At 68.7% G+C, this 25,989-nt stretch carries 24 protein-coding genes; 11 read left to right on the forward strand and 13 right to left on the reverse strand.

Going from position 1 to position 25,989, the window contains the following annotated elements:
- Positions 1–114 precede the first annotated feature (114 nt).
- The 9 genes from BLS34_RS19250 (at position 115) to BLS34_RS19295 (ending at position 10,572) form a co-directional block, all read left to right on the forward strand.
- Positions 115–972 (forward strand): FliH/SctL family protein, encoded by an 858-nt coding sequence (locus BLS34_RS19250; protein ID WP_093152908.1) that lies wholly within the window; start codon positions 115–117, stop codon positions 970–972.
- Between the two features lie 12 nt (positions 973–984).
- Positions 985–1,356 (forward strand): flagellar motor switch protein FliN, encoded by a 372-nt coding sequence (gene fliN / locus BLS34_RS19255; protein WP_028795029.1) that lies wholly within the window; start codon positions 985–987, stop codon positions 1,354–1,356.
- Between the two features lie 65 nt (positions 1,357–1,421).
- Positions 1,422–2,279 carry a motility protein A gene (locus BLS34_RS19260; protein WP_028795030.1) on the forward strand — a complete coding sequence of 286 codons (858 nt, stop codon included), beginning with the start codon at positions 1,422–1,424 and terminating at the stop codon, positions 2,277–2,279.
- 26 nt (positions 2,280–2,305) lie between these two features.
- Entirely contained in the window at positions 2,306–3,733 is a 1,428-nt protein-coding gene (gene flbD, locus BLS34_RS19265) for a sigma-54-dependent transcriptional regulator FlbD (protein ID WP_093152911.1), read from the forward strand.
- A gap of 124 nt (positions 3,734–3,857) precedes the next feature.
- Positions 3,858–5,993 (forward strand): flagellar biosynthesis protein FlhA, encoded by a 2,136-nt coding sequence (gene flhA, locus BLS34_RS19270; protein ID WP_093152914.1) that lies wholly within the window; start codon positions 3,858–3,860, stop codon positions 5,991–5,993.
- 80 nt (positions 5,994–6,073) lie between these two features.
- Entirely contained in the window at positions 6,074–7,033 is a 960-nt protein-coding gene (locus tag BLS34_RS19275) for a flagellar biosynthesis protein FlhF (RefSeq protein ID WP_051244909.1), read from the forward strand.
- A 20-nt stretch (positions 7,034–7,053) separates the two neighbouring features.
- The gene (locus tag BLS34_RS19280; protein ID WP_093152916.1) at positions 7,054–7,848 is read left to right on the forward strand and encodes a MinD/ParA family protein; all 795 of its coding nucleotides are present in this window, start codon (positions 7,054–7,056) and stop codon (positions 7,846–7,848) included.
- A gap of 24 nt (positions 7,849–7,872) precedes the next feature.
- The gene (locus BLS34_RS25575; RefSeq protein ID WP_139189399.1) at positions 7,873–9,831 is read left to right on the forward strand and encodes a hypothetical protein; all 1,959 of its coding nucleotides are present in this window, start codon (positions 7,873–7,875) and stop codon (positions 9,829–9,831) included.
- Between the two features lie 24 nt (positions 9,832–9,855).
- Complete coding sequence (locus tag BLS34_RS19295; protein ID WP_093152924.1) at positions 9,856–10,572, forward strand: HAD family hydrolase; 717 nt, start codon at positions 9,856–9,858, stop codon at positions 10,570–10,572.
- A gap of 72 nt (positions 10,573–10,644) precedes the next feature.
- Here the strand turns inward: BLS34_RS19295 and BLS34_RS19300 are convergent, their stop codons facing one another.
- A complete protein-coding gene (locus tag BLS34_RS19300; RefSeq protein ID WP_028795037.1) occupies positions 10,645–11,184 on the reverse strand; it encodes a peroxiredoxin in 540 nt (179 codons plus the stop codon).
- A 154-nt stretch (positions 11,185–11,338) separates the two neighbouring features.
- Positions 11,339–12,022, reverse strand: coding sequence for a GntR family transcriptional regulator (locus BLS34_RS19305; RefSeq protein ID WP_093152926.1), 684 nt, complete (start codon positions 12,020–12,022; stop codon positions 11,339–11,341).
- 97 nt (positions 12,023–12,119) lie between these two features.
- On the opposite strand from BLS34_RS19305, the gene BLS34_RS19310 reads away from it, so the two are divergent.
- On the forward strand, positions 12,120–13,310 hold the full coding sequence (locus BLS34_RS19310; protein WP_093152928.1) for a benzoate/H(+) symporter BenE family transporter: 1,191 nt from the start codon (positions 12,120–12,122) through the stop codon (positions 13,308–13,310).
- Positions 13,311–13,319: 9 nt separating this feature from the next.
- On the opposite strand, the gene BLS34_RS19315 is transcribed toward BLS34_RS19310, so the two are convergent.
- Positions 13,320–14,345 (reverse strand): isopenicillin N synthase family dioxygenase, encoded by a 1,026-nt coding sequence (locus BLS34_RS19315; protein WP_093152930.1) that lies wholly within the window; start codon positions 14,343–14,345, stop codon positions 13,320–13,322.
- 82 nt (positions 14,346–14,427) lie between these two features.
- Entirely contained in the window at positions 14,428–15,450 is a 1,023-nt protein-coding gene (locus tag BLS34_RS19320) for a DUF6635 family protein (protein ID WP_139189400.1), read from the reverse strand.
- A gap of 151 nt (positions 15,451–15,601) precedes the next feature.
- Between BLS34_RS19320 and BLS34_RS19325 the strand changes: the two genes are divergently transcribed.
- Complete coding sequence (locus BLS34_RS19325; RefSeq protein WP_093152935.1) at positions 15,602–17,317, forward strand: hypothetical protein; 1,716 nt, start codon at positions 15,602–15,604, stop codon at positions 17,315–17,317.
- A 9-nt stretch (positions 17,318–17,326) separates the two neighbouring features.
- Here the strand turns inward: BLS34_RS19325 and BLS34_RS19330 are convergent, their stop codons facing one another.
- The 9 genes from BLS34_RS19330 to BLS34_RS19370 all read right to left on the reverse strand — a co-directional run bounded on the left by BLS34_RS19330 (position 17,327) and on the right by BLS34_RS19370 (position 25,966).
- Entirely contained in the window at positions 17,327–18,118 is a 792-nt protein-coding gene (locus BLS34_RS19330) for a DUF1194 domain-containing protein (protein WP_093152938.1), read from the reverse strand.
- Between the two features lie 165 nt (positions 18,119–18,283).
- Positions 18,284–19,675 (reverse strand): NAD(P)/FAD-dependent oxidoreductase, encoded by a 1,392-nt coding sequence (locus BLS34_RS19335; RefSeq protein ID WP_093152940.1) that lies wholly within the window; start codon positions 19,673–19,675, stop codon positions 18,284–18,286.
- The gene (locus BLS34_RS19340; protein WP_093152943.1) at positions 19,675–19,965 is read right to left on the reverse strand and encodes a (2Fe-2S)-binding protein; all 291 of its coding nucleotides are present in this window, start codon (positions 19,963–19,965) and stop codon (positions 19,675–19,677) included. The genes BLS34_RS19335 and BLS34_RS19340 overlap by 1 nt, the downstream gene beginning before the upstream one ends.
- A complete protein-coding gene (locus BLS34_RS19345; protein WP_093152945.1) occupies positions 19,962–20,606 on the reverse strand; it encodes a LysE family translocator in 645 nt (214 codons plus the stop codon). Before BLS34_RS19345 ends, BLS34_RS19340 begins: the two co-directional genes overlap by 4 nt.
- 10 nt (positions 20,607–20,616) lie before the next feature.
- A complete protein-coding gene (locus BLS34_RS19350) occupies positions 20,617–21,714 on the reverse strand; it encodes an NAD(P)/FAD-dependent oxidoreductase (RefSeq protein ID WP_093152948.1) in 1,098 nt (365 codons plus the stop codon).
- Between the two features lie 10 nt (positions 21,715–21,724).
- Complete coding sequence (locus tag BLS34_RS19355; protein ID WP_093152950.1) at positions 21,725–22,081, reverse strand: Spx/MgsR family RNA polymerase-binding regulatory protein; 357 nt, start codon at positions 22,079–22,081, stop codon at positions 21,725–21,727.
- Positions 22,078–23,208, reverse strand: a complete 1,131-nt coding sequence (locus tag BLS34_RS19360; RefSeq protein WP_093152953.1) for a M14 family metallopeptidase — start codon at positions 23,206–23,208, stop codon at positions 22,078–22,080. Before BLS34_RS19360 ends, BLS34_RS19355 begins: the two co-directional genes overlap by 4 nt.
- A 96-nt stretch (positions 23,209–23,304) precedes the next feature.
- Complete coding sequence (locus tag BLS34_RS19365; protein WP_175474305.1) at positions 23,305–24,954, reverse strand: FAD/NAD(P)-binding protein; 1,650 nt, start codon at positions 24,952–24,954, stop codon at positions 23,305–23,307.
- A 121-nt stretch (positions 24,955–25,075) separates the two neighbouring features.
- The gene (locus BLS34_RS19370; RefSeq protein ID WP_028795049.1) at positions 25,076–25,966 is read right to left on the reverse strand and encodes a phytanoyl-CoA dioxygenase family protein; all 891 of its coding nucleotides are present in this window, start codon (positions 25,964–25,966) and stop codon (positions 25,076–25,078) included.
- Positions 25,967–25,989 lie beyond the last annotated feature (23 nt).

A 25,989-nucleotide genomic window follows, 5' to 3' on the forward strand; every position in this document is an offset into this window, starting at 1 on the left:
GCCGGGCGTTCTCCGGGACGGCCGCCGCGGCGGGTCGCATGGAGCGCAACGGGACTGTTAGGGTGGGCGCGTTGACGGTGGCGCCGATGCCGCCGGAATGGGGAGCGACTGTGCATGGCCAAGCCTAAGACCAAGCCGAAGCCATTCATGTTCGACTACAGCTTCGACGACGGAGCCGACGAGGCGCGTCTGGCCGCCGAGCAGGCCGCCCGGAACGCGGCGGAGCAGGCGGAGGCGAACAGGCCGCCGACCTTCACCGTGGAGGAACTCGAGACCGCCAAGGCCGAAGCCTATGCCCAGGGCCGTCAGCAAGGCATGGACGATGCCATGGCCGGCATCGAGCAGCAGGTCGCGCGCACCCTCGACGCGGTATTCTCGCGCATCTCCAAGGTGTTCGAGCAGCATAGCGACTGGACCAAGCAGATGGAGAGCGATGCGGCCCGGCTCGGCCTGGCGGTGATCGGCCGTCTGGCGCCGGAGCTGGCCCGGGAGCGGGAACTGCCGGAGGTGGAGGCGGTCATCCGCGAGGCGTTCGGCTTCCTGACCGAGCAGCCCAAGGTGATGATCCGCGTCGCCAAGGAACTGGAGGAGCCGCTGTCCGGCAAGGTCGAACTGATGGCCTCGCGCGTCGGCTACGAGGGCCAGGTGGTGCTGGTGGGCGACCCGGACCTGCCGATCGACGACTGCCGCGTCTCCTGGCAGGCCGGCGCCGTGGAACGGTCCCTGGACGATGTCTGGGGCCAGATCGAACAGATCACCGAGCGGGTGCTCACCGGCGCGCCGACGCGGTCGAAGACGGAAGCCCCGGCCGAGATCTCCGTCCCGACGCCGGCGCCGGACAGCGCCGACGAGCAGGAGAGCGCCGACGAGCAGGAGAGCGCCGACGAGAGGCCTGCGGAGGCCTCCGGGGCCGAATCCGACGAGATGGGCGCGGAGCAGTCCGCGGCCGACCCGCAATCCATTCCCGCCTGATAGGAGGACGCCATGTCCGACGACGATCTCAATCTCGACGACCTGGACGACGACGACATGGCGGCGGCCATGGCCCAGCAGGACGCCGAGGAACCCGAAGAGGTGTTCGGTGACGACGGCAAGGGCCAGATCACGGCGCGCGAACTGGAGGCGGTCTACGACATCCCGGTTCAGGTCTCCGCCGTGCTGGGCAAGACCAGCATGCAGGTCAGCCAGTTGCTGAAGCTCGGCCGCGGCGCCGTGGTCGAACTCGACCGCAAGGTCGGCGAGGCCATCGACATCTACGTGAACAACCGCCTCGTCGCCCGCGGTGAAGTGGTGATCGTCGACGAACGGCTCGGCGTGACCATGACGGAAATCATCAAGTCCGACCGGCCGGCCTGATGGCCGATCGCGGGCAGTGACGGACCGGAGAGGGCCACACCGTGCCGGATGACGGAGAACGACGCATGGCGGATGCGGATTACGTGCCTTCCCGCGCTGCCCCGCAGGCCGGCGGGGGAACGGTGTCCTATGACGTGCCGTCGACCGGCACGACGGTTGACGGCGCGCTGCTTCTCGGCCTGATCACCGCCTTCGTCCTGGTCGCCGCGGCGATGATGTGGAGCGGCTCGCTGGCGGCGTTCTGGAACCTGCCGAGCATCCTGATCGTGCTGCTGGGCACCATGGCGGTGACCACGGTCTCGTTCTCCATCGGCGAGGCGTTCGGCGTCGTTCCGCTGATCTTCCGTACCATCTTCCCGCCCCAGCGCGACGGCCGCCGGGCCTGCGAGCGGGCGATGAGCCTGGCCGAGATCGGACGGCGGGCCGGCGTGCTCGCCCTCGACGCGATCCTGCCGCAGCTCGAAAACGAGCCGTTCCTGCAGCGCGCCGTCGCCATGGCGGTGGACGGCGCCAACCCGGACCAGATCGAGGAAGTGCTGCACACCGAGATCGAGGCGACCACCGAGCGCATGACCCGGTCGGCCAACGTGCTGCGCCGGGCGGCCGAAGTCGCCCCGGCCATGGGCCTGATCGGCACCCTGGTCGGCCTGATCCAGATGCTGTCGACCCTGAACGACCCGAACAGCATCGGACCGGCCATGGCGGTGGCGCTGCTGACGACCTTCTACGGCGCGGTGATGGCCTACATGATCTTCGCGCCGGTGGCGGCGAAGGTGGACCGCAACGCGGCCGACGAGCGGCTGATCCAGCAGATCTACATGGTCTGCGCGACCTCCATCGCCCGTCAGGAAAACCCGCGCCAGCTCGAAACCATGCTCAACACGGTCCTGCCGCCCTCGCAGCGGCTGACCTCTTACACTTGACCGAATAGCCCGTCGGAGACTGATAAATGCGTCTGTTGATCGTCGGAACCCTGGAAGGCCATATCAGCGCCGCCGGCCAAATCGCGCTCCAGCGCGGAGCGAAGGTCAGCCATGTGGACGGCATCGAGGCCGGGCTGAAGATTCTGCGCGAGGGGCCGGGCGCCGACCTGACCATGGTCGATATCCGCCAGCCCGTCGCCAAGATGCTGAAGCAGATGAAGCAGGAGCGGATCAACTGCCCTGTCGTCGCCTGCGGCGTGCAGTCCGATCCCGATGCCGCCGTCGCCGCGATCCGCGCCGGTGCCAAGGAATACATGCCGCTGCCGCCGAACGCGGAGCTGATCGCCGCCATTCTCGCCGCCGTGGCGGAGGAGCAGACCGCGGTCATCTTCCGCGATCCGATCATGGCCGGCGTGCTGAAACTCGCCGACCAGATCGCGCCGTCCGACGCCAGCGTGCTGATCACCGGCGAGTCCGGCACCGGTAAGGAGGTCCTGGCCCGCTACGTCCACGCCAAGTCGCGCCGCACGAACGAGAAGTTCGTCTCCGTGAACTGCGCGGCGATCCCGGACAATCTCCTCGAGTCGGAACTGTTCGGCCACGAGAAGGGCGCCTTCACCGGCGCCGTCGCCAAGCGCATCGGCAAGTTCGAAGAGGCCCATGGCGGCACCCTGCTGCTCGACGAAATCAGCGAGATGGACATCCGCCTGCAGGCCAAGCTGCTGCGCGCGATCCAGGAACGCGAGATCGACCGGGTCGGCGGCAGCACGCCGGTGAAGGTGGACATCCGCCTGATCGCCACCTCGAACCGCGACCTGGAGCGCCACGTCCAGAACGGGCACTTCCGCGAGGATCTGTATTTCCGGCTGAACGTGTTCAACCTGCAGCTTCCTGCCCTGCGCGACCGGCCAGGCGACATCCGCGCGCTGGCCAACCATTTCGTCAAGAAATACGCCGAGGCCAACGACACGCCCGAACGCTCGCTGACCGAGGGGGCCCTGGCCCGGCTGGAGAGCCATACCTGGCGCGGCAACGTGCGCGAGCTAGAAAACACCATGCACCGTGCCGTGCTGCTCGCCCATGGCGACGCGATCGACCTCGACGCCATCATCCTGACCGGCGAGGGCATGACGCCCGCCTCGCCGACGCCGGCCTTCTCCAGCGCGCCGCGCACGGAAGCGGCGGCCCCGCCGCCCACAGCACCGGCGCCTCAGGCACCGAGCGACATGGGCTCCGCCGCCGGAGCCGATACCGGCGGCCTCGTCGGGCGCACCGTCGCCGATGTGGAGCGGCACCTGATCATCGACACGCTGTCCCATTGCCTCGGCAACCGGACTCACGCGGCGAACATCCTGGGGATCTCGATCCGCACGCTGCGCAACAAGGTCAAGCAGTACACCGACGAAGGTTTCGAGGTTCCGTCGCCGGGCGACGGCGACCGGGTGGCCGGTTGAGGCCACGGATGATGCAACCTCCTCGCCTCCTCCTTTCCCGTCCGGCACTCCCGGTCCTCGTGCCGGGGAATGGTCGTGGGATCATTGATCAACCGTCCCCTCGACCGGGATGATGGGCTGAGCCATGGCGGATACCTCGAACCAGGCGGGCGGCGGCGGTAATCAGGGCGGCGGAGGCGGCGGTTTCTCCATGCAGTCCCTGAGCCTGGAGAGCCTGTCCAAGCGCGGCGACATCCTGCTGGCCGGTGGCGTCATCGCCATCCTGTCGGTGCTGATCCTGCCGATGCCGACCTGGCTGCTGGATTTCAGCCTGGCGATCAGCCTGGTGTTCTCGGTCCTGATCCTGATGACGGTGATGTTCATCGAGAAGCCGCTGCAGTTCAGCGCCTTCCCGACGATCCTGCTGATCGCCACCATGCTGCGGCTGTCGCTGAACCTGGCGTCCACCCGGCTGATCCTGGGCGAAGGCCATACCGGCCCCGACGCCGCCGGACAGGTCATCGAGGCGTTCGGCAACTTCATGATGTCCGGCAATCCGGTCATCGGCGTGATCGTGTTCGCCATCCTGGTGCTGGTGAACTTCATCGTCATCACCAAGGGTTCCGGGCGTATCGCCGAAGTCTCGGCGCGCTTCAGCCTGGATGCCATGCCCGGCAAGCAGATGGCGATCGACGCCGACCTGTCGAGCGGCCTGATCAACGAGGACGAGGCCCGGAGCCGGCGCGAGGAACTGACCTCGGAGAGCAGCTTCTACGGCTCCATGGACGGTGCGTCGAAGTTCGTGCGCGGCGATGCCATCGCCGGCCTGCTGATCACCTTCATCAACGTGATCGGCGGCATGATCATCGGCATGGCGCAGAACGACCTGTCCTTCGCCGACGCGGCCAACACCTACACCGTCCTGACCGTAGGCGACGGACTGGTCAGCCAGATCCCGGCCCTGATCGTCTCGACCGCCGCCGGTATGCTGGTCACCAAGGCGGGCACCGTGGGGTCGGCCGACAAGGCGGTGTTCGGCCAGCTCGGCGGCTATCCCAAGGCCATGGCGATGAGTTCCGGGCTGATGGTGATCATGTCGACCCTGCCCGGCATCCCGATGCTGCCCTTCCTGATGATCGCGGCCGCGACGGGCGCCGCCTCCTACTACCTGTGGCGCAAGACCGAGAACGCCGCCCAGCGGGTGCTGGACGAAGCCGAGGTCGAAGCCTCCGCGCCGCCGCCGGAGGAGCCGATCGGCTCCGCCCTGCATATCGACCTGATCCGTCTGGAGCTGGGTTACGGACTGCTGCCGCTGATCAACGAGGCGACGGAAGGTCAGCGCCTGACCGACCAGATCAAGGCGCTGCGCCGGCAGCTCGCGATCGAGAGCGGCTTCATCATGCCGCAGGTCCGCATCCAGGATAACCTGCAGCTCGGCGCCAACGCCTATGTCATCCGGATCAAGGAGATCGAGGTCGGCACCGGCGAGCTGCGCCCGAACCGGCTGCTGGTGATGGATCCGGGCGGCGGTCAGATCGACCTGCCGGGAACCGCGACGCGGGAGCCGACCTTCGGCCTGCCGGCCATGTGGGTGGCGCCGGAGAACCGCGAGGAGGCCCTGTTCAAGGGCTATACGGTGGTCGATCCGTCGACGGTGATCACCACCCATCTCACGGAGACGATCCGCGACCACATGTCGGAGCTGCTGTCCTACGGCGAGACACAGAAGCTGCTGGACGAGCTGGCGCCGGAGCACCAGAAGCTGGTCGCCGACATCGTCCCGGGGCAGATCTCGCTGGGCGGGCTGCAGCGGGTCCTGCAGAGCCTGCTGAACGAGCGGGTGTCGATCCGCGACCTGCCGACGATCCTGGAAGGGGTCGGCGAGGCCGCCGGCTACAGCCGCAACGTCTCCACCATCACCGAGCATGTGCGCTCGCGGCTGGCGCGCCAGATCAGCGAATCCCAGGCCGGCGAGGACGGAGTGATCCCGCTGGTCTCGCTGTCGCCGGAATGGGAGCAGGCCTTCGCGGAATCCATGGTCGGACAGGGCGACGACCGCCAGCTCTCCATGGCGCCGAGCCGGCTGCAGCAGTTCATCACCACGATCCGCCACCAGTTCGACAAGTACACCGCCATGGGCGAGCAGCCGGCGCTGCTGACCTCGCCGGCGATCCGGCCCTATGTCCGGTCGATCATCGAGCGGTTCAGGCCGCAGACCGTGATAATATCGCAGAACGAAATTCATCCGAAGGCGAAGATCCGCACCCTGGGGCAGATCTGACATCGTCCGGAACCGTACCAATATCGAGATCCGCGGCAGAAGCGGACGGTACAAGGAATGAGCGGGGCAACGACTAACGCATGCGTCTAAAGACCTTCACCGCAGCCTCGATGAACGAGGCCATGCAGCTCGTCAAAACCCATCTGGGTCCGGACGCGATCATCGTGTCGACCCAGAAGGGCGAAGGCGGGATCGGCGTGCGCCTGACCGCCGCGATCGAGGCGCCGGAGGAGGAGGACGCCTGGGACTACGACGAGGATCATATCGACCCGATCGACGAGATCGTCGAGGCTCTGACCCATCACAACGTCATCGCCGAGCTGTCGGAGAAGCTGACCCGCATCGCCGGCTCGCTGGATGCCGACGACGCCAAGCTGGCGCTGGCCGGGGCGCTGGACCAGCACTTCAAGTTCCAGCCCCTGCCGGTCACCGGCACCCGGCCGATCGTCCTGGTCGGCCTGCCCGGTGCCGGCAAGACGGTGACCACGGCGAAGCTCGCCACCCGTCAGGTGATGAAGAAGAAGCCGGTCAACGTGATCACCACCGACATGGTGCGCGCCGGCGGATACGACCAGTTGGAGGCCTTCACCCGGCTGCTGAAGATCGACCTGCTGACGGCCGGCACCTGCGACGAATTGAGCGACGCGGTCGCCGCCAGCGCGCCCGGCACCCTGACCCTGGTGGACTGCGCCGGCGGCAACCCGTTCGACCCGGAGGATCTGGAGCACCAGCGCCGCCTGGTGGAAGGGCTGGACGCCGAGATGGTGCTGGTCATGGCCGCCGGCACCGACCCGCTGGACGCGATCGACCAGGCTCGTGCCTATGCCCGCATCGGCGCGCGGCGGCTGATCGCCACCCGGCTCGACATCGCCCGGCGCCTGGGCTCGGTCCTGGCGGCAGCCGATGCCGGGCGCCTTGCCTTCGCCGAGGTCGGCATCGGTTCCGGGGTCGCCGACGGCCTTGGTCCGCTCAACCCGGTCTCTTTGGCGCGACTCTTGCTTCCCAATGAACACTCGGCCCGCGAGGAAGCGGCAGAATGACGGTTAGGAAAGGACCTGCGATGGTTCCCAGTGACGCCCCCGCGGTAACGGGTGGCAAGCTTCAGAAGGCGACTAACCTGATTGCGGTGGCCTCCGGCAAGGGCGGCGTCGGCAAGACATGGTTCTCCGTCACGCTGTGCCACGCCCTGGCGCGGATGGGTCGCAAGGTCCTGCTGTTCGACGCCGATCTCGGCCTCGCCAACGTGGACATCCAGCTCGGGCTGATGCCGCAGCGCGATCTGGGCGGCGTGCTGTCCGGCCGCCTCACCCTGGCCCAGGCCAAGGTGCGCTACGACGACGGCAAGTTCGACATCATCGCCGGGCGCTCCGGGTCCGGAAACCTCGCCCAGCTCCCCTCGGCCAAGCTCGCCAGCCTCGGCACCGAGCTGGTGCAGCTCTGCACCGGGTACGACACCGTGGTGATGGACCTGGGCGCCGGGCTCGACCGCACCGTGCGCATGCTGGCCGCGCGGGCCGGCACCTGCCTGGTGGTCACCACGCCGGAGCCGACCTCCCTCACCGACGCCTATGCCTTCGTGAAGGTGGTCCTCGGCGCCGACAGCACGGCCGACGTGCGCATCGTGGTCAACAACGCCGATACCCGCGGCGAGGGTCTGAAGACCTACGAGACGCTGCGCAAGGCCTGCCAGAACTTCCTGCATGTCACGCCGCCGATGGCCGGGGTGATCCGCCGCGACCGCAAGGTGTCCGACGCCATCCGCGCCCAGGTGCCGCTGCTGACCCGCGCGCCGACCTCCGACGCCGGCAGCGATGTGGAGCGCATCGCCGACGGCCTGATCCACGGCGACGACTGACCGCGCAGCGATGAGCCCGGCACCATGACCGACGGGGCATCCGCGCCCCCTCCCCTCCCGCCGGGCTCCAGCTCGACACCGGCGGCCACGAATACGCCCGCCCAGGGTCAGCCGACCCAGAACCCGGCGACCCAGAACCCTTCAGCGCAGCCGGGCCAAGGCGCCGCACCGCAACCCGCCAGCAGCAACGCCCAGGCACAGCAGCCGCTGCCGCCCGATCTCGCCCGTGCCCAGCCGGGCACCGTGATCGAGGCCGAGGCAGTGACGCGCAACGCCGACGGCAGCGTCACCCTGCGTACCGCGCAGGGTGACATCCGCGCCGACCTCGCCCGCGCCCAGGTCGCCGAGCTTCTTCGCAACGGCGGCCGGGTCACGGTGGAGTTGCGCAACCCCACCGCCGCGCCGCCGCAGCTCGTCGTGACCGTCCGACCCGGGGGCGTCGCCCAACCGGCGGTCTCAACCGGCGCCAGCACGCCGTCGCCGACAGTGCCGCTGACCGTCGGCCGCATTCTCCAGGCCGTCACGGTCCCGGGCCCCGCCGCGAGCCCGGCGGGACAGGTGCCGACCGCGCCCCAAGGCCAGGCTCCCGCCCCGGCCGGCACACCGGCTGCCACCGCGCCCCCGGCGCCCGGCGCGGGCGCCGCCGCTGCGGCCGGTCAGGGTGCCGCGCCGACGCCGGGGCAGATCCCGGCACAGGCGCCGGCACAGACCCCGGCGCAATCGCCAACCCAGCCTCCGGCCCAACCCTCCGCGCAACCGCCGAGCGGGCAGGGCATACCGCCAGCCTCTTCCCCGGCAACCTCTTCCCCAGCGACCTCGACCACGCCGAACGCCCTCGCCGTCCAGTCGGCCTATCGCAACGCCCTGGGACTCACCGGCCGGGCGGACCAGGCCCCGCCCGCATCGACAGCGCGCGGCGCGCCTGCAGCCGCGGGGGCGCCGGCGGGCGCTTCCTCGGGCGCCGGCCTCGCCGCGGCGACGGTGCCGAGCGCGCCGGGCGGCTCGCAGCTTCCGGTCGGCGCGGTGGTGACGGTCCGCGTGCTCGCCACCGGCCAGGACGCCGCCCGTTTCGTCGGCGCACGCAGCGACGGCCCGACCCCGTCCGCAAGCGGTGGCGGCGTGTCCACCCTGCTCTCGGGCACCGTTTCCGGCGTGACCCAGTCGGGACGTCCTGTGATCGCCACGCCGTTCGGGCATCTGGCGATCAACGCCACCAGCGACCTGCGGATCGGCGACCGCGTCGCATTGGACGTGCTCGCCAGCCGTGTCGGCGAAATGCCCACGGCCGAGCGCCCGGCCCCCCTGTCGGTCCTGGCCCGCGAATGGCCGGCCCTGGAAGGCGCCATGCGCGCCCTGCAGGAGGCCCTGGGTCCGCAGGCTGCCGCGCAGATGACCCAGGCGATGGTCCGCCCCTCGCCGCAGATGACCGCCGCCATGCTGTTCTTCATGAACGCCCTGAAGGCCGGCGACATGCGGTCCTGGTTCGGCAATGAGGCGTCCAGGGCGCTGGAGAGTGCGGGCCGCGGCGGGCTGCTGTCGACGCTGGCAGAGGATTTCCAGACGCTGCAGCGCGCGACCGAACCCGGGGACAACGGCTGGCGCGCGTTTCTCGTCCCCGTCGTCGGCGAGGAGAAGCGGCCGATCCGGGTACTGACCCGGGGCCGCAGACGCGGCGACCGGGGCAAGGACGGCGGTGCCGGCGACGACGGCACCGCTTTCCTGGTCGATCTGGAGCTGTCGCGGCTCGGCCCGTTCCGGCTCGACGGGCTGGTCCGCAACGACCTGATCGACCTGTGGATCCGCACCACGAAACCGTTGCCCCCCCTGGTGCGCCATGACATCAAGGCGCTGTTCGACGGAACCCTGGACCGCACCGGCATTCAGGGCCGCCTCGCCTTCAAGGCGACCCCCGTCCTGCCGCCGCTGCCGATCGCCGATCTCCAGGCCGGGGCCGCGGGCGACACGGAGTCGCTGTTCGCCTGACCGACCTGTGACGAAGGATCCTCCATGGGCCTGCCGACCGCCATTCTGTTCGACCTGGACGACACCCTGATCTCCGCCCACCTGCACCCGCGCGAGGCCTGGACGAAGGCGCTGCAGAGCCTGGACGGGTTGCCCGGCGACCCCATGGCGGAAGACGCGGCCACGGCGATCCATACATCGGCAAAATGGTACTGGTCCGATGCCGAGCGTCATCGTGTCGGGCGCCTCGACATTCTCACCGCCCGCAAGACCATCCTGACCAGGGCGTTCAAGGAGATCGGCTGGGCCGAGGACGAAGACCTGATCGACCGGCTAAGCCGCCATTTCACCGAGCAGCGAACCAACGACACCAAGCTGTTTCCCGATGCGGTCGAGACTCTGGACGGCCTCGCCCAGCGCGGCGTGCGGCTCGGCCTGATCACCAACGGCAATGCCATCGAGCAGCGCGCCAAGGTCGACCGTTTCGAACTGGCCCGGCATTTCCACCATATTCAGATCGAAGGAGAGGTCGGCTTCGGCAAGCCTGAGGAACGGGCCTACGCCCATGCCCTGGAGAAGCTGGGCACCCCGGTTGAGGAGACCTGGATCATCGGCGACAACCTGGACTGGGAGGTCGTCGTTCCCCAGCGCCTGGGCTTCTATTCGATCTGGCGCGATCCCATCGGCAAGGGCCTGCCCGACGGCAGCGAAGCGAAGCCGGACCGCATCGTCACGCGGCTGGCAGAACTGCTGGAAGACTGATACGGCCGCCCGACATGCAAACGGGGGCGCCGAAGCGCCCCCGTCGATCTTGAGCCGGTCGCGTCGCGCCAATCAGGCGGCGGCGGCCTTTTCCTGAACGGCCTTCAGGATGGTCTGCGGCGAGCTCTCGCCGTACGGGTCGGTCTCGCACAGGTCGGAGTGACCCGGCTCCTCGAACCACATCTCGACGACGCCGTCATTGACCACCGCGCCGTAGCGCCAGGACCGCATGCCGAAGCCCAGATTGTCCTTGGCGACCAGCATGCCCATCTTGCGGGTGAACTCGCCGGAGCCGTCGGGGATCAGACCGACCTTCTCCACGCCCTGGGACTTGCCCCAGGCGTTCATGACGAAGGCGTCGTTGACCGACAGGCAGTAGATCGCGTCGATGCCGGCGGCCTTGAAGTCGTCGTACAGCTTCTCGAAGTCCGGAAGCTGGTAGGTCGAGCAGGTCGGGGTGAAGGCGCCGGGCAGCGAGAACAGCACAACGCGCTTGCCCTTAAAGTAATCGTCGCTCGACACGTCCTGCCAGCGATACGGATTCGGGCCCTCGATGGACTCGTCACGCACGCGGGTCCTGAACGTCACCGACGGAACCTTACGGCCGATCATATATCCCTCCATTGGATCGTAATCTGGACAGGTAATGTCAGGCACTACCAGATTGGAACGTGTCTAACCTCTACGATCCGCTCCGTCGAGGGCGGAAATGTCGCACTGCAAAAAATTGAACAGGCCCTTGTAAGATAATGTGAAGCATCTGATTTCACCGATCAAAGAAGCGGGCGCTGTCTTCGGCGGCGACATCGATGTGGCGCTGCAGCACGACTGTCGCGGCCTCGATGTCGCGGGCCGCCGCCGCGGCCACCATGGCGAGATGATCGTCCTGGGACATGCGGTCCCGGCCCATCATCGCCAGGTGAAACCGCAGATAACGGTCGTGCTCCGTCAGTTGCCGCTCCACCAGGCGAAGCAGTTTCGGACTGCCGGCATGGGCATAGAGCGAGAGATGGAAGCGCCGGTTCAGTTCACCCAGGCGCCCGTGGTCCGACTCGCGGTCCATGTCGGCGATCAGATCCTCCGCCCGGTCGAGATCATCGCGCGTCAGATGCGGAATCGACCGGGCGAGAGCGACCGGCTCCAGCGCCCGGCGGATCAGGTACGTGTCCGCCTGGTCCTGGGCCGAGAGTTCCGCCACCACCGCACCCTTGTGGGGCGTGAATTCCAACAGGGCCTGCGCCTCGAGCTGGCGCAGCGCCTCGCGCACCGGCATCCGGCTGACATCGAAGGCGGCGGCCAGCGCCTCCTGGCGCAGCGGCGTGCCCGGCGGAATGCGCCCCTCCAGGATGGCGGTGCGCAGCGCCCGCTGAACGAATTCCGAGGCGGTGCGCGGGCGGTCGCCACCGCCGGCGACCAGGGCGGCGAAGTCGAACCCGTCCTCGGTACTCATGCGGCTATATCCATCTGTTGATTGGATCCAATGTTAAGTCTACGCTCCGCGGGACCGTTGTCAAATCCCGCGCCGCCACGTCCTCCGGGTACCGCTCATGTCCGACACGCCCACCGCTCCCCCGCCCCGCGCGTCCGCCGCCGTGCCGATCTCGGCCGGTCTGCTTACGGCCATCGTCGGGTTCGCCAGTTCGTTCGCGGTCGTGTTGGCCGGCCTGCAGGCCGTGGGGGCGACGCCGGAACAGGCCGCCTCGGGCCTGATCGCCCTGTCGGCGGGACAGGGCCTGCTGATGATCGTGCTGGCCTGGCGCAGCAAGCTGCCGCTCAGCTTCGCATGGTCGACGCCGGGGGCGGCTCTGCTGGTCTCCACCGGCATGCCCCATGCGGGGTTCGCCGAAGCGGTCGGCGCCTTCCTGGTGGCGGCGGGTCTGATCGTGGCGGCGGGCCTGTGGCGGCGGTTCGGCCAGGCGGTGGAAGCGATCCCGACCAGCCTGGCCAGCGCCATGCTGGCCGGCGTTCTGCTGAATCTCTGCCTGGCGCCGATCGAGGCGATCGAGGCTTTCCCCTGGCAGGCGGCGGCGATCATCGTCGCCTGGGCGGTGACCCTGCGTTTCGCCCGGCTCTACGCGGTGCTGGCGGCGGTGGCGGTCGCGGCGGTGGTGATCCCGCTCTCCACGCCGCTGCCCGAGGGCATAGTCGAGACCGCGTGGCCGGTTCCGGTCCTGGTGATGCCGACCTTCAGCCTGGACTCGATCATCGGCATCTCCCTGCCGCTGTTCCTGGTCACCATGGCGTCGCAGAACATTCCCGGCCTCGCCGTGCTGAACGCCAACGGATACCGGCCGGCCGCCTCGCCTCTCTTCGTGACCACCGGGGCGGCCAGCGCCGTCACCGCCTTCTTCGGCGGGCATATGCTGAACCTGGCGGCGATCACCGCGGCCCTGTGCGCGGGGCCCGACGCCCATCCCGACCCGAAGAAGCGCTACATCGCCTCGCTGACCGCCGGCGGGTCCTACATCGTCATCGCCCTGCTGGCCGGCATCGCCGCAGCCTTCGCCACGGCGTCGCCGCCGCTGCTGATCCAGACGGTGGCCGGGCTGGCCCTGCTCGCCAGTCTCGCCGGTGCCGCAGCCTCTGCCCTGTCCAAACCGGACGAGCACGTCCCCGCCATCGTCACCTTCGTGACGACCGCGTCAGGCCTGTCGATCCTCGGGATCGGCGCGGCCTTCTGGGGTCTGCTCGCCGGCGGGGCGATGCTGGCGCTGCTCAAGTTGGGAAAGAGCGCGTAGCCGTCGCAGCTAGAGCGCCGCCTTGTCCTGTCGGTAGGTAAAGGTCGCGTCGAACCGCGACTGCAGATACGGCCCGGCGAGGACGGGGGCGAATTTCGGCGCCTCGCCCGGGATCTCGCAGCTCGGCAGACAGGCGATCTCCGCTTCCCAGTTCGGATCGAAAAAGAACGGCATCGAATACCGCTCCTTGCCCGACACGTTGATCACCCGGTGCGGCGTGGCCTGGAACCGGCCGTTGGTCCAGCGCGCCATCTGGTCGCCGAGATTGACCACGAAGGCGCCCGGCACCGGCGGTGCGGAGATCCACTCGCCCTCGGTGTTGCGCACCTGCAGCCCCCCATTGGCGTCCTGGGCCAGGACGGTCACGCAGCCGTAGTCGGTATGGGCGCCGCAGCCGATGGTCTTCGCCGCCACATGCCCGCTCTGGGGCGGGTAGTGCAGCAGGCGGAGCTGGGCCAGCGGCCGGTCGATCTTATCTGCGAAGAAGTCCGGCTCCAGATCCAGGGCGATGGCGAAGCCGCGCATCAGCCGCGCGCCGAGCCGGCACAACGCGTTGAAATATCCGTCCGCTGCCGCCCTGAAGGACGGATCGCCCTGCGGCCACTGGTTGGCGCCGTGCAGCGGCAGCCCGGCCAGCACCTCCGGATCGTCGGGGCCGAGATCCCGGCCGATGTCGAAGCCTTCCTTGAGGTCCGCCGTCATGGCGGGGTCGGTATTCTCCTCGAACAGCGGGAAGTAGCCGCGATGCACCGGCCATTTGCCGATATGCACCGCCATCTTCTCGTCCTGCGGGCGGTCGAAGAACGCCCGGGCCTGGGCGAACATGCCGTCGATCATCGTCTGGGGGATGCCGTGGCCGGTCACGTAGAGGAAGCCGACCCGCTCCGCGGCGTCGCGCAGCTTCGCGGCCACTGCGGCCTCGTCGCTGCCGTCCGCCAGCGTGGAGATGTCGATGACGGGGATGCTGTCGAACGCAACCTCCCGCCCCTGCAGATCCTCGGAAAGCTCAACTTCCGCCAACGCACCCGAACCCATGGCACACCTCCGGCCGACCGACGCTGGCTTTCAGTACACACCCGCAAGGGATGCGGCGCCAGGGGCAATCCGCGCGCCGGCCTCAGGAGCCGGTGGCGATCCGATGGGCGATGCGCACCACGTCGACCGCGTCCACGAGGCGGGCCACGTAGTGGTCGCGGGGTGAGAAGGCGGCGGGGCCCTCGCCGCGGAAGTTCATCTCGATCGTGTCCAGCATCCGGTTCATCCGGCGCCGGTGCATGCCGAAGGAGCGCTGCAGCGGATCGGCCAGGATGCCGGCGAAGGCCGCGACGATGGCCCCAACCGCCGCCAGAGACGCCACGGTCGTGCCGACCAGCATCGAACTCGCCGCCGCCGGAAAGGCGCCGTACCAAGCCCCGCCCAGGGTCGCGCCCAGGGGGAATGTGGAAACCGCCATGTGCTGCGCCAGCATGCCTGCCAGCACCGGGCCGAGAGTCCACACGCTCGGCGTGATCTGATGGGCGGCGGCATAGCCGACCCCGGTGGACATCATCGCGCCGACCAGATCGGAGGCGGCCGCTCGGGTGCCGGTATAGGAGGCCAGCGTCTCCTCCACCCGGTGCCGCACGTCGGGATCCTCCGCATGGCGGGCGATCTCCGCCAGGGGCTCGCCCAGGGCGTGGTGCAGCCGGGGATCGGCGAACATCGCCTCCGCCAGAGCGTCGCGGGTGGAGACGCGCTCGCCGTCGGTATAGGGCAGTTCCAGGAACTCCGTCCAAAGCCGCCATTCCAGCTCGCGATCGACAGAGGTGCGCAGCAGCAGACGGCGGGTCTTCATCCAATGGCCCGCCCGCCGTGCACCGACCCGCTCGGCGACCATGCCGGACACGTTGATCGCCAGCTGCGGCGGCACCAGCGCCACGTTCAGCGGCGCGCGCAGGAGGTCGTAGCCGAACGCGTTGCGGTGCAGCCGGGCCGACCCCTTCCAGCCGTAATGAACGTCGATGAAGTCCTTCACCCGCGCGCGGCGGCTCTCCACATACCGGGTGATCGCGTCGTCTACGACGGATCGGGCCGTCGACGGGTCGAAGGGCAACCCTGCGGCGTTCGGTATGGCCAGCGGTGAGCTCGGCAAGTCCTGCATGATGTGTAGATGGCAATTCCGGGGCGCGGGTCAATAAGCGCCGACGTTTAGAGCGCTATTTCGTAAAATGCGAACAATTCCAGGCAATTGCTATTTTTCCACCGTGGCGTAAGCTTTGCATGGGAGATCCGCGGGACACGCGGAGTGGGACATGGCTACGAAAGTCGAGATATTCGAAATCCATCTTGAGCGCGACGGGCAGTGGCGCATCGATTCCAGCGCGCATAGCCAGCCCGAAGCCGAAGACCTCGCCAAGAAAGTCCTGAACCGTCAGGGCGTGACGGGCGTCCGTGTGATCAAGGAGACGACGCGGGGCAGTACCGCCCGCGAGCAGGTCGTCTTCGAAAAGACCAAGAGCGGCGGCAGCGACAAGATCCTGGTCGGAGAGGTGGACAGCGCGCCGCTCTGCGAGGATGCGGACGCGCTGTTCGGCTCCGACGGGCGCCTGGTCCTGAACCGCCTGTTCCGCAGCTATCTCGACAAGAACGGCGTCACCGCCAGCGAGGTGATGCACGAATTCCGCGAGCTGCGCCGGCTGATGGACGCCGACACCCTGATCATGTCCGGCGTCGGGAAGGTCGCCTCCCTGCAGGCCAAGGCGTACCCGCAGGCCGGCGACGCGGCGGCCCGGCGCGACGCGCTGTTCGGCTTCCTGGACGCCCTGTCCGACCGGGCCCGCACGGCGGCCGCAAAGACCCTGCCGACCATCGCCAGGGACGGCTACGAGGCCGTGGTCGACAAGCTCTCGGCTCTCACGGACGACGAGGATTGCGCCTATCTGATCCGCGTCGCAATCGCCCGGGAACTGGTCCAGCAGCGCTCATATTTCGGCAAGCTGAGCCAGGCGGTGGCCTGGGCGACCCCGAGCGAGAGCAGGCTCGGCCGGGAAGCGGCGGACATCTATATCTCCGACACGCTGTGCAACGGCGAGACCCTGCAGGATCTGCTCGGCCCCCAGAACAATCTCGCCGACGCGCTCGGCGCGCTGATCGAGCTCGCCCACGGTTCCTTCGATGCGGCCGCCGAGGGCAAGCCCGATGACGCGCCCGAAGCCACGGCGGGCCGACTGACCGAGCTGTTCGCCTCCGGCGCGTTGCCCGAGAGCAAGATCGTTCTGGTGGACCGGATCCGCCGCCAGATGGAAGGCAAGTCGACCCTTTCCCGCGAGGACGGCGGGGAGGAGGAGGCGCTGAAGGGACTGATCGACCGCCTGATGCCCGTGGACTCCCTGCTGGGCGGCGGCCAGATGGCCGAGGCGCTGACCCACCGGCAGTCCCGGATCATCAACCGCGGCGGGGTGAACGGGCTGCGGGAGGCGACGGGACGCCTGCTTCCGACCTTCGGGGACCCGGTACGCAAGGCGGCCTACCTGATCTCCCTGTCGGAGAGTTCGCTGGCGCAGATCATCGGGGACGAGATCGCGACGCAGCTCGAGGGGCTGTTCGTGCGACCGGACTCGGTGAAACAGATCATCCGCGACAACCGTCCCCCCAACAAGAAGATGCAGACGGTCACCGCCGTCTATCACAAGTTCCGGAACTCCTCGCTGGACGACACGCTGAAGACGCGGATCATCAACCGGCTCGATCATCTGCTGGCCCGCTACATCACCGAGGACAAGATCCTCGACAAGCTGGACGATCCGAGCCGGCCGCTGCATGTGCGGGCCTTCATGCTGCTGTCCATGTGCAGCCCCGACATGCTGCCCGAGGGCGAAGCCTCGAAGCTGGCCCGTGCCATCGTGGTGAAGCACCTGCGCCGCAAGAATTTCGAGTCCGAGCTCGTGGCGCACGTCCCGGGACCGGAAAGGGAGCGCGTGCTCCGCGACTTCCATGTCCAGCTCTACCGCTGCGGCTTCATGCAGTAGGGGCGGCCTTCAGGGGTCGAACGGGTAGCGGCGCAGCCACTCGCGGAGCTGCTTCTCGCCGATCATGCAGTCGTATCCCTGCACCCGCTGGACCCATGGCCGGCGCGGCGCCAGCCCGGCGATCTCGAGCACCAGCTTGCGGCGGATCGCCCGGCCGAAATCGGCGAAGCCGTCCGCGGCGAGCACGAAAGCCGCCTGGCCGGTGATGACGCATTCCTCGAAATAGATGTCCAGGTCCTCCAGAACCGGAAAGCCGAGCGGGCCGGGGTCGTAGTTCAGGATCACCAGACCGTTGATGCCCACCCCCCGCTCCGCCGCGCGGCCGCGGGCGGTCAGGATGGGCATGCCGTTGTTGTTCGGCCCGTCTCCGGAGATGTCGATGATGCGCCGGCTACCCGAATAGCCGTTCCCGTCGAACATCGGCAGGACGTGCTCGATCACCCCGCTGATGGAGGTGCGGCGTCCGGTATGGGGCCACCTGCCCTCCAGCTCGGCCAGGAACCCGGCCGCCGCAGCCGCGCCGTCGATGATCCGCCAGTCGACGACTGTGCGTGCCGTCCCGAGGCCGGCCCATTCCACATAGGCGAGCGCGATCCGTCCCAGCGGTCCCGAGGTGACCGCGGCGATCACCTCGTCGCTGGACAGGGCGGCGACGTATCCCTGGCGCTGGAGCATCGCCTCGGAGGTGTCGATCGAGCCGGAGACATCGACGGCAAGCACCAGTTCGAGATCGACGGCCTCCTCCGCCCGCGCCGACACGGCGGCACACAGCATCGCCAGGATGAGCAGCGCACGGACCATGTCTCCATTGCAGGGGAAGCCACAGGGCCTGTCCAGCGGAAGCTGGTGCCACCGGAACCGGTGCTCCTTGCGAACTGACCGTCATCCCGGCGAGCCCCCTGGCCCGACCCGCGGGTCTGCCGGGCTAACGACGACACTGGAAACAAGACCTTCGGCCCGGCAGGCCTACTCCACCAGCGCCGCCATTTCCTCCACGGTGACCGGCTTGGCCGGCGGGCGGATGTGGTAGTAGCCGACAGCGCCCGGCGCCATGGCCTTGGCCTCGGCCAGCACCTCGGTGACGGTGTGCCCGCACATCCGGCCCTGGCACGGCCCCATGCCCGCACGGGTATAGGCCTTGAGCTGGTTCGGTCCCTGGGCGTGATCCGCGACCTTGCGGATATCGGCGGCCCGGACCTCCTCGCAGCGGCACACGGTGGTCGCATCGGCCATGCGGCCGATCCAGTCCGGCGGCGGAAACATGGCGTCGAGGAAGCGGCGCAGCCAGCGCTGGCCCGTCAGCCGGTTGAGATCCGGTGCCGCGCGCAGGTCGCGTTCGGCCTCGGCGATCCGTCCCAGGCCCAGGGCCACCGTCGCCGCCGCCACCCGGCCCGACGCCTCGGCCGCCTCGGCCCCGAGGATCCCGCCGCCGTCGCCGGCGACATACACGCCGGACGCCGAACTCGCGCCATAGGCATCCAGCACCGGCCGGAAGCAGCGCTGGCGGGGATCCCAGTCATGAACCGCCTCGACCAGCCGGGGAAGCTGCGGGTTGGGGATGACGCCCTCATGCAGGGCCAGCGCATCCGCCGCGATCTCGTGGGCGACGCCGCTCGCATCGGTGAAGCGGACCGTCTGCAGAGCGCCGTCGCCCTCGGCCCGGATACCGGTCACGCCACGCCAGACCTCGCGGGCGGCCCGGCCATAGACGGCACGCAGCCTGCGGCCTTTCAGGATGGCCCGACGGGCGCCGACCGTCGCCAGCGGCAGCCACAGCATCGCCCGGTTCAGCCCGCCCGGCGGAGTGGTGTCGAGGATCGCCTCGATCCGGATGCCGGCGGCAAAATACTGGCTGGCGAGCAGCATCAACAGCGGTCCGCTCCCGGCCAGAACGACCCGGCCGCGCGGAAAGATCCCGGACTGTTTCAGCACGGTCTGCAACGCGCCGACCGTGGTCACGCCGGGCAAGGTCCAGCCGGGGATCGGTACCGGGCGTTCCATCGCCCCGGTCGCCAGCAGCACGGCGCGGGCATTGACCTTCTGCGCCTTTCCCTCTTCCGACCAGACGACCTGGCGCCCCTCGGTCCGCGTCATCGGACCGATATGCCAGACGGTCGCCCCCTGGCGCCGGTCGACGGCCGACGCGGCCCGGGCCAGCGTCCGGCCGTGCGCGTAGTCGCGGCCGAGGAAGGCGAGATCGGCCGGCCGCTGGTCGGTCACCCGCTCCACATTACGGTAGATCTGCCCGCCCGCCGACGGCTGTTCGTCCAGGATCAGCGTATCGAGCCCCAGCGCATGGGCGGTCGCGGCGGCACTGAGCCCGGCCGGGCCGGCGCCGATGATGACGAGGTCGCGCATCACCCCTCTCCCTGCTGGGTGGCGACGACCATGCCGTTACGGACGGGCACCAGACAGGCCTGGCGGTCGGCAACGCCGTCGATCTCCACCAGGCATTCGAAGCAGACGCCCATCTGGCAATAGGGTGCGCGCGGCTCCCCGGTAACGGCCGAGCGTCGGATCGCCTGCCGGCCGGCCGCGAGCAGGGCCGCGGCAACGGTGTCGCCGTCGCGGGCGGCGATCCGCTGGCCATCGACGGTCAGGGTGACGGCGGCGGCCTTGGTCGGGCCGGCAAGTCGGGCAAAGGTCATTTCGCACTCTCAGGAGCCTCGCCGGCGGCGACGAGCGCCCCGAGGCCGATCAGCACCGCCCCCGACACCTTGTCCATCCATAGGGCGAACCAGGGGTTGGCGGACAGTCTGCGGGCGACGCCGCCGGCGGCGAAGGCGATCAGGACGTCGGAGGGAATGGCGGTGAACACCACGATCAGGCCCAGGATCAGGCTCTGCGCCGTCACCGAACCGGCGGCCGGGTCCACGAACTGCGGCAGCAGGGCGAGAAAGAACAGCGCGGTCTTCGGGTTCAGCACCTCCACCAGAATGCTCTCCCGGTAGATCTTCCCCATGGATTTCGCCGGCACCCGGCCCACCGGCACGATCAGGCCGCCGGCCTCGCGGAAATGCTGGATGCCGAGCCAGATCAGGTAGGCCGCCCCGGCCCATTTCAGCACGGTGAACGCCTCGGCCGAGGCCATGACGATCGCCGACACCCCGAGGGTCGCGGCGGCGACATGGGCGAAGGACCCGGTGAACAGTCCCGCTGCCGCGACCACCCCGGCGCGCGGCCCCTGGCTGACGCTGCGGGCCATGATGTAGAGGTTCGACGGCCCGGGCGACAGGTTCAGCAGCACGGCGGCCACGGTGAAGACGATCAGCGTGTCGAGCGACGGCATCCCAGGCTCCTCAGGTGACGAAACGCCGGAAATGGAAGGGATCGAAACGCTCGGCGAACGTCCCGTCCAGGATCGTCGGGGCCAGGTCCAGCGCGTGGGCGCCGGCCAGGGTGACGCCGCTGTGGCAGGTGACGACGAAGGCGCCGGAACAGCTCTCGCTCTCCGCGTAGATCGGGAAGCCGTCCGGCGACATGATCCGCAGCGCCGCCCAGGTCCGCACGATCCGCGCCTTGCCCAGGGCCGGCACCAGACGCCGCGCCCGGTCGGCGAGTCTGGCCGAGGTGGCGATGTCCAGTTCGGTGCTGTAGCCGACCCGGGCGTGGCTGGCGCCGATCATGACCGAGCCCTCCTCGGTCTGGCGCAGGCGACCGATGGGATGGCTGAACATCTGCGGCAGACGCTGGGTCACCAGGATCTGGCCGTGATCCGGCGCCGTCGGGACGTCGAGCCCGACCATCGGCCCGAGACGGCCGTTTCCCAGGCCGGCGGCGAGCACGACCTTGTCGGCGTGGACGGTGCCGCGCGCCGTCTCCAGCGCGAAGCCGTCGCCCGTATGGCTGATCCGATCCACCTTGTGGTCGAGGCGGTGATCCACCTTATACCGCCCCAACCCGGCATGCAGGCCGCGCAGCAGGTAGAGCGGGCTGACATGGCCGTCATGGGGACAGTAGCTCGCCCCGGCGATATCGGGGCTCAGGGACGGTTCCAGCTCCCGCGCCTCGGCGGCGGAGATCATCCGCACGTCGTTGCCGCCGACGCCCGGCTGGTTGTGCATGCGCTTCACCGAGAGGGCGCGCTCGTCGTATTCCTCCTCGTCCAGGCAGGCCTCGATCCCGCCGGGCTGACGTAGGCCGACATCGACCCCCTCCTCCTCGGCGATGGCGGCGGCGAGTTCCGGCCAGACCTCGGCACTCCGGCGTGTCCAGGACGCGTAGTCGTGCATCCCGTCGCCCTTGCCCTGGACCCAGACCAGGCCGAAATTGCCCCGGCTGGCCCGGAAGGCGTCATCGCCCTCGTCCAGCACGGTGACCTTGGCCCCGGCACGCGCCAGGCCCCAGGCGACGGCGGAGCCGACCAACCCGCCGCCGATGACGGCGACGTCGCTCACGGCCGGCGCCTCACAGCCCCGCCTCCACCGCGTCCTGCTGGGCCTTGGCGAAGCCGACGATCACCGAGCCATCCGCCATCTCGAAGATCGGCCGCTTGATCAGGGCCGGGTTGGCCTGCATCAGGGCGATGGCGCTGTCGTCGTCCTCGGCCGCCGCCTGCACTTCCGCCGGGAGGCCGCGCCAGGTGGTGCCGCGCCGGTTGATCAGCGTGTCGGCGCCGACCGCCGCCAGCCACTCGGTGATCCGGTCCGCGGTCAGCCCGTCGGCGCGGACATCCTTGAAGGCGAAGCTCGCCCCCTTGCCCTCGAGCCAGGTGCGCGCCTTCTTGCAGGTATCGCAGTTCTTCAGTCCCCAGACGGTGATCAAAGCCCACTCCCCCAGTCGTCGATCATCAGCAGCATCGCCTCAAGGCACTTCCCGGCGAGGTGCTTGCAGCGGTCCGGCGACCAGCCGACCTCAGGCATCGGGTTGTTCGCGGTGTCCTTGAACGGCATCTCCAGCGTCATCGCCGGGCAGCGGAAGGTGTTGGCGATATGCCCGGTGGACGTGGTCAGGTTGCCCTTGCCGGGCGACGCCTTGGGATAACCGTGCTCGGTCTGGAAATCCGGCGTCAGGCGCGCCAACTCGGCGCGGAACCGGTTGAGCGGCGCCAGATGCGCCTCGGTCGCGTCGGGCACGCCCTCGTAGCCGGCGATGAAGTTGTACGGCAGCCCCTCGTCTCCATGGGCGTCCAGGCACATGGCGACCCCGGTCTGCTCCATCTTGCGGACGACGTGGTAGACCTCGGGGCTCTTCTCCAGGCTCGGCGCGCGCCATTCGCGGTTCAGGTTGGTGCCGGCGGCGTTGACCCGCAGGTTGCCGCGATAGACGCCATCCGGGTTCATGTTCGGCACCAGATGAATGGTCGCCGCCGACAGCAGGGCGCGGGAGACCGGGTCCTGGGCGTCGCAGAGCTTCTCCACGATCCCCTCGACGAACCAGCCGGCCATGCTCTCGCCCGGATGCTGGCGGGCGATGATCCACAGCGGCTTCTCGCCGGAGCCGAAGGTCAGCAGGTCGAGATCGCGGCCGTCCAGGGTCGAGCCCAATCGCTCCGCCCGCGCGGCTCCGCACGCCTGGGCAAAGGCGACCAGATCGGCATGCTGCTCCAGGGTATAGGGGGCCAGATACGCGAACCAGGCGAAATCGGTTTCCGGCGTATGGGTGATGGTCAGCCGGCTGCCGTCGTATCGGGTCTCGGTGCGCCACCAGTTGGCGCGGTCCTCAGACACCACCGCCCGGTAGTCCTCCCAGCCCTTGGGGTAGCTGGACGCGCCGGCATTCTCGATGGTCATGGTCAGCGGCACGCCCCTGGCACCGGAGACCCGGAAATAGAACCACTGGAAGAAGTCGGAATTGCCGTCCTTGCGGATGGTGAGGCGTATGTCGCTGGGGTCGGAGGCGTCGACAACCTCGATGTTGCCGCCGTCGAACTGGCTCGAGATATGGATCACGGTTTCTCCTGGGCGCCGGGTGGCCTCAGAACGTAGTCCGGGGGTGGGGGATTGAAAAGACCGTGAACGTGCGGGTGTCCGGCTCCGGGTCGCGCGCTATCCCGCCAGCCGCGTCTCCTGCGCCATCTTGCTTCGCCCGCTGGCGCCGAGGGCACGGATCGGGCGGGTCCCCAACAGACCGGCGGCAACCGCCTTCCCGAAATTCTCCGACGACACCAGCCCCTGGGCGAAGGGATGCCGCTTCAGCAGCAGAGGCAGCGACACGCAGAAGATCTGCTGCGCCAGGCCGGGCCTGAGGTGCAGGCGGAAATCGTCGACCGATCGGCTGCGCCGGTTCTTGCGGAAGGGGTCGCTCTCGTCCGACGCGTCGGCCAGGCTGGCGAAGCCGAGATCATGCAGCGTCATCGCCTGCTGACCCCGGGCGTCGATCAGCGTTTCGTAGGTTTCGCCATCGCCGGCCCCGTCGATGGCGAACCTGCCGTCCCGGCGCACCAGACGGCCGCGCTCGCCCAGGACGACGACCGACAGAACGCCGCTGCGTCTGATCGCCAGAAGCCGGGCGATGGAGGCATGGGGCACGCAGCCATAGGCATCGGCAAATACCGACTTCAGCGTGTCGTGAAACCGTCGCAGATCCCGGTCGGTGAGATAGGGAAGCACCAGGGAGAACATCTCGTGGGCGCGCATCAGAGTATAGCGCCACATCACGGTCCTGCGGGCGCGGTGATTGCGCCTAGCCTCCGCCAGATTGGCGATGGTGGCGGTGAACAGGTCGCTCTGTTCCCGCCGGCCGAAATACGCCCGGTTCAATCCCTCGGGCGTGAAGCGCTTGATCCCGAGTTCGGCAAAGAACGCCGGATCGTCCTGCAGCAACTGGGCGCGAAACAGCCGCATGGCCCGGGACAGCAGACCCGTCTTGCCCTTGGCGATCAGCGCCTCGATCGCCGTCTCGCTGAAGATGTCCAGCGGCTCCTCGGGGATCGGGTAGTAGAAGTCGGCCTCCGGCAGCAGTCCCTTGCGCGACAGCAGAGCGATCCGCAGGGACCGCTCGGAGAGCGTCGTATAGGTCACCCGCCCGTTGCAGGTGTCGAAGTACCCATACCGGGCCGCGAGGGTCAGGGCGGCATCGATGGCGCTGAGCGAGGAGCCGATGATCGCCGCCGATCTCTCCTCCCCCAGAGCCAGAGTCTTCAGCGGATAGGGCGAACGATAGAGATAGGGCGCCTCCTGGGTCGTCTTCTGGCGATGACAGGTGGCGACCACCACGGCATCGACCCGGCAGCGCTTTCGGCCCGCCGCCGTGTCCGCAACGATCTGGAAGCCGGTCCTGCGGGGGACGATATCGGCGACCCGGTGCTCGGTGAGAACCGTCACCCGATGTCCCCGTCCCACGGCGTCCCGGCACAGGGCGGAGAACTCGGCGGCGAAGTAGTCGCCCAGCACGACCCGGGGATAGAAAGCCCGGTCGGCGATCTCCGGGCGGTCGATCCCGAGCGTTTCGAGCCGGTTGTCGGAAAGCGAACCGAGCCAGTCGACCAGAGTCCGGGTCAGCGGCGGGATCTCGATCGACGCGATGTTGGCCAGAACCTGCGGGGTGTTGAACTGCCGGCTGTAGGGCATGCCCGGCCCGGCGCGTCGGCCCGCCTCGAAGATGAGGATCTCAAGACCGGGCTCGGCGCCGATCATGTATTTCAGGGTGTAGGTGGCCGTAGGGCCGGACCCGATGATGGCGATTTTCCTGGACACGAGACCTCCGGAGAAGCCTCGCATCAATCGATCGAAGCCGACCGATAAACGCCGGCCCCGACCGGAGGTTCCCGTTGGCCGACGGCGTCACAGACGCAAGTTCGGCCGGTTGTGCACGCCCCTACTCCGCCGCCGTGCCCACTTTCGGGTCGAAGGCGAAGTAGCGGTTCTTCAGCGCCGTCTGATTCTCGTAGATCGAGCCCTCGCGCTTCGCCTTGGGGTACGGCAGGCGCACGGGGCAGTCGACCACCCGCGGGGTCAGGGTCGAGGTGCCGGCGATCATCCGGCTCTCGTTCTCCTCCCAGCCGCCCGGCACGCCGCGCAGATCCCAGGCATCGGCCGCGGCGATCTGGTAAAGCAGCAACTGCCGGTCCCGCCCGGAGGTGTTCTGCGCCGAGCCGTGCACCGCCCGGACATGGTGGAAGGTGCAGGACCCGGCCTTGCCGGTCAGCGCCACCGCCTTGGAGAAGTCGATATCGCAGGCGCCGGGATCCATGGCGCCGGCGAAGCAGCCGTCCACGTGGTGGTCGTAGGTCGGACCCTTGTGGCTGCCGGGGATGACCATCAGCGGGCCGTTCTCCTCGGTCGTGTCGTCCAGCAGCACGCCGACGGCCAGCACGTCGTCGTTGGTGTGCGGATAGAACGCCCAGTCCTGGTGCCACTCCACCGGCGAGCCGTACTCGGCCGCCTTGATGTTGATCTTGCCGCCATGCAGCCGCAGGTCGGGCGACACGATCTTCGACAGGACCGAGATCAGGTTGGGGTGCTCGACCATGTCGCGGAACACCGGGTCTGCCTCGAACGGCTTCTTGATCCGGCGTACCCGCGGGTTCTCCGGCGTGTGGCCCGGCTCAAGGTCGTAGATGCTGTCATGGTCGGTCAGGCCGCGCGCCTTGTCGATCAGGCCGGACAGCGCGTCGCGCATCGCCTTGACCTCCTCGGGCGCATAGACGTTCTCGACTACCAAATATCCGTTCTCGCGGTAGAACGCGGCATCCGCCTCGCTGATCATCTCGCTTCCTCCAGGCTGGGTCG

Origin of the sequence: Thalassobaculum litoreum DSM 18839 (assembly GCF_900102465.1) — a bacterium.
Classification (GTDB): Bacteria; Pseudomonadota; Alphaproteobacteria; order Thalassobaculales; family Thalassobaculaceae; genus Thalassobaculum; species Thalassobaculum litoreum.

Excerpts from the sequence above, each read along its gene's own strand:
- BLS34_RS19330 (WP_093152938.1), bottom strand. The coding sequence starts at position 18,118 with ATGGTCCGTGCGCTGCTCATCCTGGCGATGCTGTGTGCCGCCGTGTCG.
- BLS34_RS19310 (WP_093152928.1), top strand. The coding sequence starts at position 12,120 with ATGTCCGACACGCCCACCGCTCCCCCGCCCCGCGCGTCCGCCGCCGTG.
- BLS34_RS19280 (WP_093152916.1), top strand. The coding sequence starts at position 7,054 with ATGGTTCCCAGTGACGCCCCCGCGGTAACGGGTGGCAAGCTTCAGAAG.
- BLS34_RS19325 (WP_093152935.1), top strand. The coding sequence starts at position 15,602 with ATGGCTACGAAAGTCGAGATATTCGAAATCCATCTTGAGCGCGACGGG.
- BLS34_RS19370 (WP_028795049.1), bottom strand. The coding sequence starts at position 25,966 with ATGATCAGCGAGGCGGATGCCGCGTTCTACCGCGAGAACGGATATTTG.
- BLS34_RS19315 (WP_093152930.1), bottom strand. The coding sequence starts at position 14,345 with ATGGGTTCGGGTGCGTTGGCGGAAGTTGAGCTTTCCGAGGATCTGCAG.
- BLS34_RS19275 (WP_051244909.1), top strand. The coding sequence starts at position 6,074 with ATGCGTCTAAAGACCTTCACCGCAGCCTCGATGAACGAGGCCATGCAG.
- BLS34_RS25575 (WP_139189399.1), top strand. The coding sequence starts at position 7,873 with ATGACCGACGGGGCATCCGCGCCCCCTCCCCTCCCGCCGGGCTCCAGC.
- BLS34_RS19305 (WP_093152926.1), bottom strand. The coding sequence starts at position 12,022 with ATGAGTACCGAGGACGGGTTCGACTTCGCCGCCCTGGTCGCCGGCGGT.
- BLS34_RS19295 (WP_093152924.1), top strand. The coding sequence starts at position 9,856 with ATGGGCCTGCCGACCGCCATTCTGTTCGACCTGGACGACACCCTGATC.
- BLS34_RS19250 (WP_093152908.1), top strand. The coding sequence starts at position 115 with ATGGCCAAGCCTAAGACCAAGCCGAAGCCATTCATGTTCGACTACAGC.
- BLS34_RS19335 (WP_093152940.1), bottom strand. The coding sequence starts at position 19,675 with ATGCGCGACCTCGTCATCATCGGCGCCGGCCCGGCCGGGCTCAGTGCC.
- BLS34_RS19320 (WP_139189400.1), bottom strand. The coding sequence starts at position 15,450 with ATGCAGGACTTGCCGAGCTCACCGCTGGCCATACCGAACGCCGCAGGG.
- BLS34_RS19345 (WP_093152945.1), bottom strand. The coding sequence starts at position 20,606 with ATGCCGTCGCTCGACACGCTGATCGTCTTCACCGTGGCCGCCGTGCTG.
- flbD (WP_093152911.1), top strand. The coding sequence starts at position 2,306 with ATGCGTCTGTTGATCGTCGGAACCCTGGAAGGCCATATCAGCGCCGCC.
- fliN (WP_028795029.1), top strand. The coding sequence starts at position 985 with ATGTCCGACGACGATCTCAATCTCGACGACCTGGACGACGACGACATG.
- BLS34_RS19260 (WP_028795030.1), top strand. The coding sequence starts at position 1,422 with ATGGCGGATGCGGATTACGTGCCTTCCCGCGCTGCCCCGCAGGCCGGC.
- flhA (WP_093152914.1), top strand. The coding sequence starts at position 3,858 with ATGGCGGATACCTCGAACCAGGCGGGCGGCGGCGGTAATCAGGGCGGC.
- BLS34_RS19300 (WP_028795037.1), bottom strand. The coding sequence starts at position 11,184 with ATGATCGGCCGTAAGGTTCCGTCGGTGACGTTCAGGACCCGCGTGCGT.
- BLS34_RS19340 (WP_093152943.1), bottom strand. The coding sequence starts at position 19,965 with ATGACCTTTGCCCGACTTGCCGGCCCGACCAAGGCCGCCGCCGTCACC.